At 39.8% G+C, this 12,350-nt stretch carries 8 protein-coding genes; 3 read left to right on the forward strand and 5 right to left on the reverse strand.

The genetic code is table 11. The features are described from left to right. Positions 1–180: 180 nt before the first annotated feature. The 5 genes from pgi to add all read right to left on the reverse strand — a co-directional run bounded on the left by pgi (position 181) and on the right by add (position 6,226). The gene (pgi, locus tag ESZ26_RS08155) at positions 181–1,833 is read right to left on the reverse strand and encodes a glucose-6-phosphate isomerase (RefSeq protein WP_146799249.1); all 1,653 of its coding nucleotides are present in this window, start codon (positions 1,831–1,833) and stop codon (positions 181–183) included. A 62-nt stretch (positions 1,834–1,895) separates the two neighbouring features. Further along, positions 1,896–2,867, reverse strand: coding sequence for a transaldolase (gene tal, locus ESZ26_RS08160; RefSeq protein WP_146799250.1), 972 nt, complete (start codon positions 2,865–2,867; stop codon positions 1,896–1,898). 52 nt (positions 2,868–2,919) lie between these two features. Next, entirely contained in the window at positions 2,920–4,140 is a 1,221-nt protein-coding gene (locus ESZ26_RS08165) for a NupC/NupG family nucleoside CNT transporter (RefSeq protein WP_146799251.1), read from the reverse strand. Positions 4,141–4,524: 384 nt separating this feature from the next. Further along, complete coding sequence (locus tag ESZ26_RS08170; RefSeq protein WP_146799252.1) at positions 4,525–5,217, reverse strand: hypothetical protein; 693 nt, start codon at positions 5,215–5,217, stop codon at positions 4,525–4,527. Positions 5,218–5,227: 10 nt separating this feature from the next. Continuing rightward, positions 5,228–6,226, reverse strand: a complete 999-nt coding sequence (gene add, locus ESZ26_RS08175; RefSeq protein WP_146799253.1) for an adenosine deaminase — start codon at positions 6,224–6,226, stop codon at positions 5,228–5,230. 168 nt (positions 6,227–6,394) lie between these two features. Here add and ESZ26_RS08180 point away from each other — a divergent pair, with 168 nt between their 5' ends. From ESZ26_RS08180 to ESZ26_RS08190, 3 genes are all read left to right on the forward strand, one after another. Continuing rightward, positions 6,395–8,890 carry an alkaline phosphatase gene (locus ESZ26_RS08180; RefSeq protein WP_146799254.1) on the forward strand — a complete coding sequence of 832 codons (2,496 nt, stop codon included), beginning with the start codon at positions 6,395–6,397 and terminating at the stop codon, positions 8,888–8,890. 85 nt (positions 8,891–8,975) lie between these two features. Next, positions 8,976–11,366 carry an endonuclease gene (locus ESZ26_RS08185; protein ID WP_146799255.1) on the forward strand — a complete coding sequence of 797 codons (2,391 nt, stop codon included), beginning with the start codon at positions 8,976–8,978 and terminating at the stop codon, positions 11,364–11,366. A 189-nt stretch (positions 11,367–11,555) separates the two neighbouring features. Continuing rightward, positions 11,556–12,338, forward strand: a complete 783-nt coding sequence (locus ESZ26_RS08190; RefSeq protein ID WP_146799256.1) for a S1/P1 nuclease — start codon at positions 11,556–11,558, stop codon at positions 12,336–12,338. Positions 12,339–12,350 lie beyond the last annotated feature (12 nt).

Raw genomic sequence — 12,350 nt, forward strand, 5'->3', positions numbered from 1 at the left:
TTTAAAAATGTGCTATCGCCACACAAAGTCACACAAATAAGCCGAGTAAACTATGACGAATCAGAGTCGGTTACTCGGCTTGTAACTGTATTATTTAAATGTGGTATTTAACCGACAAGTCAATGGCCTAATAATATAAGAACTGACTAAAAGCTTATGCCCGTTATATTAAGCCTAGTCTCACGTCAAAGATTTATTAGCATCTCGGTATTGAGCAAGGAGTAATTCTGTTGAACTGTCTGAACGTTCAGTGCTATTAGGTTGTCCAATGCGAGATAATATATCATCACCTAATATTTTCCCAAGCTCGACACCCCATTGATCAAAAGAATTTAAGTTCCAAATAACGCCTTGCACAAAAACTTTATGTTCATATAAAGCAATCAGCGTCCCGAGTTGATAAGGCGTTAACCGGTCAAAGGTTAAAGTATTCGATGGACGATTCCCTGGCATTGCTTTATGTTTGGCAATCACCTTAGCTAAAGCTTCTTCCATACCGGAAGCGACGAGTTCATCATAGGCTTGTTGATGCGTTTTGCCTTGCATCAACGTCTTACTTTGGGCGAAACAATTAGCCACCAGCATATCTTGATGACCGTTCATATTATGTTCAGCAACTAATGGCTGAATAAAATCAACCGGTACTACCGAAGTACCTTGATGTAATAACTGATGAAAAGCATGTTGACCGTTGGTGCCTTCTGCGCCCCAAATAACCGGACCTGTGGTACTACTGACTATTTCATTATTAAGCTGGCAGCTCTTACCATTAGACTCCATATCCATTTGTTGCACATAGGCTGGGAAACCTCGTAAATAATGACTGTAGGGTAATAAAGCATGCGTTTGACAACCAAAAAAGTTATGGTTCCACACCCCTAGCATCCCCATTAATACCGGTAAGTTTTGCTCAAACGGCGCTTCTTTAAAATGCTGGTCAAGATCGGCTGCACCTTTAAGTAACTCAGTAAACCCCTGATTACCAATTGCCATCGCAATCGGCATACCAATAGCTGACCATAATGAATATCGCCCCCCAACCCAATCCCACATCGGAAAAACATTGTCGCCACTGATACCAAACGCTACCGCTTTACTAACATTAGAAGAAATAGCAATGAAGTGTCGGTTTAACTGCTCAAAGGTAACACCATAATCATAAAACCATTGACGAGTAGACTCAGCATTAGTGAGGGTTTCCTGAGTATTAAAAGACTTTGAAGCGATCAATACCAAGGTTGTCTCTGGGTTTAAATTAGTTAAGACGTCATGTAGGTGATTACCATCGATATTAGCAACAAAATGCTGTTTAGGACCCCCCTGAACATAAGGTTTTAATGAGGTGGTCACTATTTTAGGCCCTAAAAAAGAGCCGCCAATACCTAGATTTAAAACATCAGTAATACATTTGCCACTATAACCCAGCCACTGTTGGTCACGGACTTGATTAACGACAGCTTCTACCTTAAGACGCACTGCTTTGATTTGAGGCATGATATCAACACCATCAACAAGTACCGGCTTGCTATCTTGTTGTCTCAAAGCTGTGTGAAGTACCGATCTGTTCTCGGTATTATTAATCGGCGCACCGGCGAACATCGCATCTCGTTTTTCGGCTAATTGCGCTGATTGAGCTAAGTCCATTAATAAAGTACGCGTTTTTGCGGTAATGCGATTTTTTGAGTAATCGAGGTTTAAGCCACAAGCACTTAAGGATAGGCTTTCTGCTCGTTTTGGATCACTGGCAAACAAATCACGTAAATGACTACTTTCTACCTCAACTGAGTGTTGTTGAAGTTCTCGCCACTTATCGTTAAACGTATCCATTAACATGAGTGATTTCCTAAAGTGTCGTTAAAAGTATCCATTAACATGAACGGTTTCCTAAAGTTATCTTAAAATAATTGGCTGAGTTGTACTTCGAGCTTGCACTGGTCAATGGCAAAGTTACGAATACCTTCTGCTAGTTTCTCTGTTGCCATAGCATCTTGGTTCATTTCCCAGCGAAATTGAGCTTGTGTTAATGCTGCGGGTTTATCTTGGATACGAGTTGCGGGCATTAATTGCTGTGTTATCCGTTGATAATTTTCTGATAATTCACTCATTAATGGTGGACTAATCGTTAATCTATCGCAGCCTGCAAGCGCGATAACTTCATCGATATTACGAAAGCTAGCGCCCATTACCACAGTGTTGTAATCATGCTGTTTATAATAATCAAAAATTTCTGTCACTGAAATCACCCCAGGATCTTCGCTGGCTAAATAGCTATCACGACCAGTATCTTTTTTATGCCAATCAAGAATTCGGCCAACAAAAGGTGAAATTAAATACACTTGTGCTTCGGCGCAGGCTTTTGCTTGAGCGAAGCTAAATAACAAGGTTAGGTTACATTGAATACCCTCTTGCTCAAGTTGTTTAGCGGCTTGAATACCTTCCCAAGTTGACGCCATTTTTATTAAAATACGCTCTTTGCCAACACCAGCTTCTTGATACATAGCGATAAGTTGACGGGCTTTAACAATACTGGCCTCTTTGTCAAAGGATAAACGTGCATCTACTTCGGTTGAAATACGACCCGGTACAATCGCTAGAATTTCTAAGCCGATTAACACCGATAACTTATCAGCGGCAAGACTGACTTCAATGGCTCTGTTGTCGGTCCGACTTTTTGCCCAATTAACCGCCTCTGTTAACAGGTTTTGATAGGCGGGGATAGCGGCCGCTTTTAATAATAATGAAGGATTAGTGGTCGCATCCATCGGTGAAAATTTTGCGATGGCTTCAATATCGCCGGTATCAGCAACGACCGTTGTCATGGTTTTTAATTGTTCAAGTTGAGAAAATTGAGATAATTGTGCTTGCATAATAATTCCTATTAAAAGTGTCTGGTTATTCGTATAAATTAATAGCGGTAAATTAGATAAAAATTCCCGCGATAGTTGCGCTCATCAGGTTAGCCATTGCCCCAGCTAAAACCGCTTTCATGCCGAGCTTAGCAATGTCAGGTCGACGAGACGGTGCCATGTTACCCATGCCACCTAATAAAATAGCGACTGAAGAGAGGTTGGCAAAGCCACAAAGTGCAAAGGTAATAATGGCTTGGGTTCTGACGCTTAATTGGTCAGCAACGGTAATAAAATCTAGATAAGCAACGAATTCATTGATAATAATTTTTTGCCCAAGAAAGCTCCCAGCCATGTTTGCTTCATGCCAAGGAATACCAATAAGGTAAGCGACAGGTTGAAAAACATAACCTAAAATCAATTGTAAGCTTAGGTTTTGTAAGCCAAACCATTCTCCAAACCCACCTAACAAACCATTTACCATAGCCAATAGAGCAACAAAGGCTAGTAACATAGCACCGACATTTAGGGCAAGCATCATGCCATTAGATGCGCCTGTTGCCGCAGCATCAATAACATTAACGGCCTCTTTCGCATCACTTTTCATATCATCTAAATTATCATTTGGCTGTTCGGTTTCAGGCACTAACATTTTTGCCATCAGTAAACCGCCAGGTGCTGCCATAAAGCTCGCTGCGATAAGATATTTTAAATCAATACCAATACCAGCGTAGCCTGCGACTACAGAGCCTGCCACCGAAGCTAGGCCACCAACCATTACCGCAAAAAGTTCAGAGCGGGTCATCTTAGGAAGAAAAGGTTTAATGACTAACGGCGCTTCTGTTTGACCAACAAAAATATTTGCAGTCGCTGACATAGACTCTGCTTGACTGGTTTTAAGCAGTTTTTGTAACCCACCACCAATAAATTTAATCACTAACTCCATGACACCAATATAATAAAGTACGGCAATCAATGCGGAGAAAAATACGATGACGGGTAAGACATGGAAAGCAAACATAAAGCCTAAGCTTTTTTCACCAATTTGTTCACCAAATATAAAGCTAATACCGTCATTGGCATAGCCAATAACGCTAGATACACCGCTAGCAACACTGAGTAAGATGTCTTTACCTGCGGGGATATACAATACAAAAGCACCCAGTGATATTTGTAACACTAGTGCGCCAATAATCGTCCGCCAATTAATGTTCTTTCTATCTGACGAGGCGAAATAGGCAATAGCTAACAGGACAAAAATCCCCAAGATGCTGCGTAATATATTTGTATCCATGTTATTCCCTGTTGTTTTTAATATTTCTTATTATTTTTATCACGGCGGAGACTAAGACCAAATACAACATATTTTATTTATTTTTGAGTATTGATTTTAAAAACCTGACTATATAGTCAGGTTTTTAATCTAAACTAAGATACTACTGAGGTCAATAGGATATTATCGAATAAAATATTAATCGCCCAAAGAGCTAGGATAAAATGATCAACGAGGGAGACCATCCACAGTGGAAATATTTATTATAAAATATGATGTTGCTCAACTAAGCGATTTAATCACTTAGTTGAGCAAATATTCTAGGCTTTACCTTGGGGTAAGTAAGTCGATTAGATGTTAATTATCTTCCAATAAATAGCGATGATTACAAGCGTAACGTGAGAGCTAAATTAATTGCTTGATAATTGTTAACAAAGTGTCTGCAGCACTGCCTTTATTCACTAATACTGGTTCGGTGTTATCGATTTTCAAGGTATTATTACTGACATCAAAAACATAAACTCCTTGGTGAGATTTTTGATTCTTTTCTATCGACTGTATTCTTACCACTGCCTTGTATTTACTACCAATATGGCTTGAAGAATGCTGTTTAATAAAATACTCATTGACATTATCCGCAGCGACATATTCAAAAACACCACCGGTTATATCTTCACCAGTACCGGGCTTCCACTCCATCTGCCAACCACTTTTTTGCATACAAGTGGAAAATATTGTTTCTCGTGCTTTTTTCGCCAACGATACTGCAGTATAGTCACACTTCAAAGCGGGAGAAGAATAGCACATCCCAAGTCTAGCTCCAGTCAGCCCAGAGCATTCATTTTTAGCCGGTAAGTAACAATCTGGCTCGGGAATAGCGAGCTTGTTTTCTTCGACCTGACAACTGCCCTTATTTTTCGCAAACTCTGTTTCAAAGTGACTGCTGGAAAGGTTCGATAGTGACGTGTTGTTCCAGTAGTACTCGCCAAGTTGACCAAAGTTATATTGTTTGGGCGTTTTTGCACAACTTGCAACAACGAATAGACTCATGAGTATTATCAAGGTTTTTTTCAACGTAATTCCTTCCGTTATTTTCATTGTAATTCCTTTACTTTTTTAAAGTAGCTTGCTTTAAAGTTAATTTTTCACTATCAGATAAAAAGGCCATCTTAAGAGCATTTTCCTGTAATATTCGACACTGCGCGTTACTAAGACCCGCTTCAAGTGCAGCGTGTTGATATTCATAGTTAATGTCACATCCCTGCACGGCAGGATCATCACTGTTTAAGCAAACAAGCAGACCTTTATCAAGAAAAGTCGTAACGGGGTGCTGACTAAGATTTTTCACTGTCCCTGTTTGATAGTTTGACGTTAGACATGATTCAATCGCAATATTATGTTGGTACATATAATCCATTAATTTTTCATCACCCACCGCATGAGTACCATGACCAATTCGGCTTGCATGCAGTTCATTTATCGCTTGATAAATACTCGAGGCTCCATCGGCTTCACCAGCGTGAATAGTCACCTGTAAGCCGGCTTTATCTACTAAAGCGAAGTGCTCAACAAATAACGTGCCGGGCTTACCTAACTCATCACCCGCTAAATCTACCGCAATTAGCTGATTTTTATGGGCAAGTAAGGCATGTAACTCTTCAAAGCAAGCATTAACGCCAAAAGTACGACTTAAAATACCTATCAGGTTAATTTGAACAGCAAAATCTTTTTGCGCCAATTTAACGCCGTCTACCACCGCAGCAACCACATCGGTAACATTGAGCTTATGCGCCATTGCCATATAATAAGGAGAGAATCTTAACTCAGCATAATCAAGCCCTTGCAAAAAAGCATCTTCAACGTTTTCATAAGCGATACGCTTACAGGCCTCTAGATTAACTAACACGCTCACGCCATAATCAAGTTTTTGTAAAAAAGACACTAAGTTGCTTTCTTTACCTTGAATTTGCACATGCTGCAGTAAATCAGCCAAGTTGTCTGCAGGTAATTCGATACCATGTTGTTGACCTAATTCCAGAATCGTTTGGGCTCTGATATTGCCATCTAAATGGCGGTGTAAATCAATAAAGGGAATATCTCTAAACATTCTACTATTCCTTAACATTTTATCTGTTTATAATCATGGGCAAAGAATACTTGACCATATGGTTAATTTATTTTACATTCTAAACATAACCTGACACAAGTGACAAGTTATGTTTGATTGATGACTTATTCACCTATTAATATAAGCACATGAAATTGTGATAAATATATGAATTTTAAAATACAATCGCTTACTGAAATTAAATATAAAAATGAGCATAAATCGCTGAAATTAAATTTTATTCAGTTAACTTTACCGTTTTTATTATCTGTTTTTGTCACTCAGGCATTGGCTATTCAAGTCGAAATAGACCATCAACCTAAAATTAAAGTAGCAACATTTAATGTCAGTATGGATGCAACAAACTACTTACCTGACAATATAATAGGATCGGGTGTTGAACTTATCGCTGCCCTTAAAGACGATCGTCAACAAATTAAAAACATTGCTGAAATTATTCAACGTAACCGCCCTGATATTATTCTCCTTAATGAATTTGACTATATCGCCAATCCAGAGCAAGGCGTTGAAATATTTTTAAAGGAGTATTTAGGTAAATCACAACAGGGGATCGCCGCCATTGATTACCCATATTATTATTTTGCTCCAGTTAATACCGGTGTAAGTACGCCTTTTGACTTGGACAATAACGGTAAAAAAACCAATAACCTTGGCGACGCTCAAGGCTTTGGTCACTTCCCAGGTCATTTTGGTATGTTGGTGCTCTCTAAATATCCAATTGTTGAGGACAGTATTAGAACTTTCCAACATTTCCTTTGGAAAGATATGCCCAATGCCATAGTGCCAATCGATCCGAATACGAAAGAGCACTGGTATAACGAACAAGAATGGCAAATGCTGCGTTTATCGTCTAAATCGCACTGGGATATTCCTATTAATGTCCAAGGTAAACTTGTTCATATACTAGCAAGCCACCCGACACCACCGGTATTCGACGGTAACGAAGACCGTAATGGTGCAAGAAACCATGACGAAATACGCTTTTGGCAAGACTATATTACCCCAGAAAAAGGCGACTATATTTACGATGACCAAGGTGGTAAAGGCGGGTTAACGTTAAATAGCCGTTTTGTAATTTTAGGTGATCAAAATGCCTCTAAAGATGAAGGTGCTGCCCGCAAAGATGGCATTAGTAAACTATTGGCTAGCCCTTTTATTAATAATGATATGACACCTGCTAGCGTCGCTGGAATAAAAAATAGTAATAGCGCTTTTGCCGCTAACCATACCGCTGGCTGGGGTATGCAAGCAGACTATGTTTTACCTTCGCGCTTTGGCATTAACCTACAAAACAATGGTGTGTTTTGGCCAGAGCAGAACGGCCCACTTTATCGCTTAATTGAAACCCGCTCCGCTTCATCTGATCACCGTTTGGTTTGGGCTGATTTAACTTTAACAGCCAAAGTTAAGCCAGCTAAAAATATTATCATGGTTATTGGTGATGGAATGGGACCCGCTTACACCACTGGTTATCGTTATTATATGGATAATATAAACACACCGCTGGTAGAGACCACTATTTTTGATGAACTGCTAACAGGTATGGTCAGTACTTATCCGGTTAATAGCCAAGGTTATGTTACCGACTCTGCCGCAGCCGCTACCGCATTATCTACCGGTCATAAAACCTATAACGGTGCTATTGGCGTTGACGTTAATAAAAAACCACTATTAACCATAATGGAACACGCAAAACAATTAGGTAAAAAAACTGGCTTAGTGGTTACCTCCCAAATCAATCATGCCACGCCTGCTGCCTATTTTTCTCACAATGAAAGTCGTAAAAATTACAATGAAATTGCCGACAGTTACTTTGACGACAAAATTAAGGGTCACTTTAAGGCAGATTTAATGCTCGGCGGTGGTAGCAAATATTTTATTCGCCCAGACAGAGACTTAGTCAGCGAATTCAAGCAGGCAGGTTTTCAATATATTAGTGACTTATCAACACTTACTTCACTTAATAAACATCAGCCAATATTAGGTTTATTTGCTGAAGTAGGCCTGCCTTGGACACTTGATAATAAAAATGAAAATCATTTACTGGCGATGACTAAAACTGCTGTACAACATTTAGAGAATAATGAAGGTTACGTGCTGCTTGTAGAAGCAAGTCAAATAGACTGGGCGGGTCATAGTAATGATATTGCTGCTGCTATGGCTGAAATGCAAGATTTAGCCGAAACACTCACTTGGTTGAAAAACTATGTCGAAAATCGTGATGACACTTTATTAGTTGCCACAGCAGATCATAGTACGGGTGGCTTAACCCTTGGTGCTAACGGCGATTATCGTTGGCAGCCTGAGTTTTTGAAAAACTTAACCCTATCGCCAAAAAGTATTGCAGCAAAATTGGCGCAGAAAAACATGCCCCTTTCTGCTCAGCAATTATCCAACGCACTTGGTTTTATCGTTACTGACCAAGAAGCTAATTTATTTATCGATAGTAACGATGAAAAATCTATCTATGGGCAAATAAAGTTATTAATTGATGCAAAAACCAACACCGGTTGGACTTCGGGTGGTCATACTGGCATAGACGTACAAGTCTTTGCCACAGGTCATGGCGGTAAAGCATTTAACCGACAGCAAACTAATACCGACATAGCTAAGCAACTCTTTAAAGTGCTTGGAGACAATTAACGCAGATTCACTAACGGTCATTAATGACTGAACAATACTAACTAAAAGACTCAATACCATTGAGCAAATAACCTAAAGGAAAATTATGAAAATACAAATGTTAACAGCAGTACTCGGCCTTAGCGTGCTATCAAGTCATGCTAATGTTGTGATCACTGAATATGTTGAAGGGGGAGGCAGCAATAAAGCCATTGAAATCTCTAATCTTGGTTCGGTAAATGTTGATCTAGCCGCGGAAGGTTATAAACTTGATCTCTATTCGAATGGTAAGACAGAAACGACTAACGGTATATCATTGCAAGGTATTTTAATACCTGGCTCGAGCATTGTTGTTTATAATAAAGATGCCACTGCAGAATTTAAATTTGATGCTCCTCAAGGACTTGAAGATGCCAGTGCGACTTATTTCAATGGCGATGATGCCCTACTACTTTCAAACGCTGATGGTGTTGTTGACAGTTTTGGACAATTAGGCACAGACCCTGGCAGTAACTGGGGTGAAGGTGATTTTTCTACTAAAGATCATACTTTACGCCGTTTAACATCGGTCACTGAAGGTGATACCACCTCTGACGATGCTTTTGACCCAGCAACACAATGGGCAACGTTTCCAAAAGATACCTCAGACGGTTTAGGTTGTGCGGGCGAAGCAGCCTGTGATGGCAATCAACCATTACCGACTGATGGTGGCTCTTCAACCGGACAAGGGATTGTAGTGATCACTGAGTATGTTGAAGGTGGTGGCAGTAATAAAGCCATTGAAATATCTAACCTAGGTACTGCCGATGTCGATTTAGCGGTTGATGGCTATAAACTAGAGCTCTATGCAAATGGCAAGACAGACTCACCAAATGAACTATTATTGCAAGGTTTACTGGTACCTGGATCGAGTATTGTTGTTTATAACCAGGGAGCAACTGAGCTATTTAAATTTGATACTCCTCAAGGTATTGAAGATACAAGCGTAACTTACTTCAATGGTGATGATGCTATTATACTTGTTAACAATGCCGGTGTTGTCGATAGCTTTGGACAATTTGGTGTCGACCCTGGTAGTAATTGGGGTACCGGCGACTTTTCAACTAAAGATCATACCTTACGTCGCCTAGACACGGTTACCGAAGGTGATACCATCACTGATGATGCTTTTGACCCAGCAACACAATGGGCTACTTTTGCTAAAGATACCGCTAATGGCTTAGGCTGTACAGGCGAAGTGACTTGTGACGGTTCACAACCTTCACCGACTGCCGGCACACCTGCTGATGACGGTTCAACTCCCGCTACTGGTATTTGTACCAACTGCCCTGACTTAGCAAAAATTGCCGATCGGATGACTTATGTCGAAGCAACTTATTATACTCAAGCAAACGCTGCAGAAACCGCTGGTTTACGTGCTGCAATCACAACCGACATTAGTGCTAACCATAAACAACTAAGCTACTCAGAAGTATGGACCGCGCTAACAAGTACTGACGAAGACCCTGCTAATGCCGACAACATAATATTACTTTATTCAGGGCGTTCTATAGCCAAAGCAGATAATGGTAGTGGCTCTGCTTCAAGTAATCAAAATTTTTGGAATCGTGAGCATACATGGGCTAAATCACATGGTTTTCCAGAGACTAATCAATTAGGTTATACCGATATTCATCATTTGCGCCCTACGGATATATCGATGAACAGTGACCGTGGTAATCGTGATTTTGATATTGGTGGTACGGCTAACACTGAAGCTCCTAAAAACAGAAGCACAGAAAACACTTGGGAACCAAGAGATGAAGTAAAAGGTGATGTTGCCCGGATGATGTTTTATATGGATGTACGTTACGACGCTGGTACAGAAATTACCATGCCTGATTTAATTTTAGTTGATATGGTAGGCACTGCTACTAGTAAGTTGAGTGATGGTACCGGTGAACTAGGTAAATTATGTACCTTGTTTGATTGGCATTCACAAGACCCTATTGATACCTTTGAAATAAACCGTAACCACACCATTTATGAATATCAAGGCAACCGTAACCCTTTTATCGATCATCCTGAATGGGTAGATAGCCTTTATGCTTCAGCTTGTGGTGGTGGTAGTGATGGTGGTGATGCTAACGCAGCGCCAACAGTTTCAGCAGGTGATGAGCAATCAGTTGCCTCAGCTGCCAACGTGACACTAACTGCAACCGCTGCAGATAGTGATGGCAGTATTGCTAGCTACCTTTGGACACAAACCAGTGGTAAAGGGGCTAAGCTAACTGTTACTGACACAGCTACCCTCACTTTTGTTGCTCCGAAAGTAGGTAAAGATGAAAGTTTAGTTTTTAATGTAACTGTTACTGATGATCAAGGTAAAACAAGTTCAGCCGCTGTTACTATTAATGTCGCCGCTGAAGTAATAGCCAAGGAAGACAGCAGTGGTGGTACTTTTTACTTTTTACTTGCAGGACTTGCTCTATTATCATTAAGAAGACTTAACAGGTAGATTTTTTACTCACCTTGTAGTCAGCAGACCAAGTTGCATTAGCGATAAGTTAATGCAACTTGTATCAATGCCCACACCCGCAAACGTCTCCAAGCAATAAAGTTCTTTACTGCTCTATAAACCTTACTCATACTAGAATATAAAATAGTTTACTGCAGATAAGACAACACTAAAACAAGGATTATATCGATGATAAATAAAAGTTTGATGGCTGTTATGGTCATTACACTCGCCCACTTACCGATTAAATCGGCGCTAGCACTTGGTCCTAATGGACATCGTATGGTTGCCAAAATAGCAGAAGATAATTTAGAACCTTCGGCAAAAAAAGCGCTGATGCAACTAACCGATGGTGCGCCATTAGCTCAAATGGCTAATTGGCCTGATAATATACGTTCAGATAAAAAATGGGATTATGCTAAGCCTTGGCACTATATCTCTATTGATGATGATGAAGTATTTAATGGTCTAAAAAGAAATGAAGCCGGCGATATATTAAAAGCTTTAGCTGATTTTGAAAAAACACTTCGCGATAAAACAATCTCCAAAGCAGAGAAATGGCAAGCATTAGCTTTCTATATTCACTTTGTTGGTGACATCCACCAACCCCTTCATGTTGGGCGTAGAGATGATCTGGGTGGCAATAAAATAACCGTAAAATGGTTTGGAAAACCAACAAAACTTCATGCCGTGTGGGATTCATCAATTATTGAGCACCAAAAACTTTCTTACACCGAATATGCTGATTTTTTAAATAATCAGACGCCAGACATCATTAACTTATGGCAAGATAGCGTTTATCTTGATTGGGCTAAAGAAGCTAAGTCTATCAGAGAAACTGTCTATGATTTCCCCAAAGACAATGAATTAGGTTATCAGTATGCCTATAAGAACACGCCAATATTAAATGAACAAATAACGAAAGCAGGCATTCGTCTTGCTGGCATGTTAAACGATATTTTTAAAAGATAAATAATTGTTCTA

Origin of the sequence: Colwellia hornerae (assembly GCF_007954355.1) — a bacterium.
Taxonomy (GTDB): domain Bacteria; phylum Pseudomonadota; class Gammaproteobacteria; order Enterobacterales; family Alteromonadaceae; genus Colwellia_A; species Colwellia_A hornerae.

Coding starts and splice junctions, on each gene's coding strand:
- pgi (WP_146799249.1), bottom strand. CDS start 1,833: ATGTTAATGGATACGTTTAACGATAAGTGGCGAGAACTTCAACAACAC.
- tal (WP_146799250.1), bottom strand. CDS start 2,867: ATGCAAGCACAATTATCTCAATTTTCTCAACTTGAACAATTAAAAACC.
- ESZ26_RS08165 (WP_146799251.1), bottom strand. CDS start 4,140: ATGGATACAAATATATTACGCAGCATCTTGGGGATTTTTGTCCTGTTA.
- ESZ26_RS08170 (WP_146799252.1), bottom strand. CDS start 5,217: ATGAAAATAACGGAAGGAATTACGTTGAAAAAAACCTTGATAATACTC.
- add (WP_146799253.1), bottom strand. CDS start 6,226: ATGTTTAGAGATATTCCCTTTATTGATTTACACCGCCATTTAGATGGC.
- ESZ26_RS08180 (WP_146799254.1), top strand. CDS start 6,395: ATGAATTTTAAAATACAATCGCTTACTGAAATTAAATATAAAAATGAG.
- ESZ26_RS08185 (WP_146799255.1), top strand. CDS start 8,976: ATGAAAATACAAATGTTAACAGCAGTACTCGGCCTTAGCGTGCTATCA.
- ESZ26_RS08190 (WP_146799256.1), top strand. CDS start 11,556: ATGATAAATAAAAGTTTGATGGCTGTTATGGTCATTACACTCGCCCAC.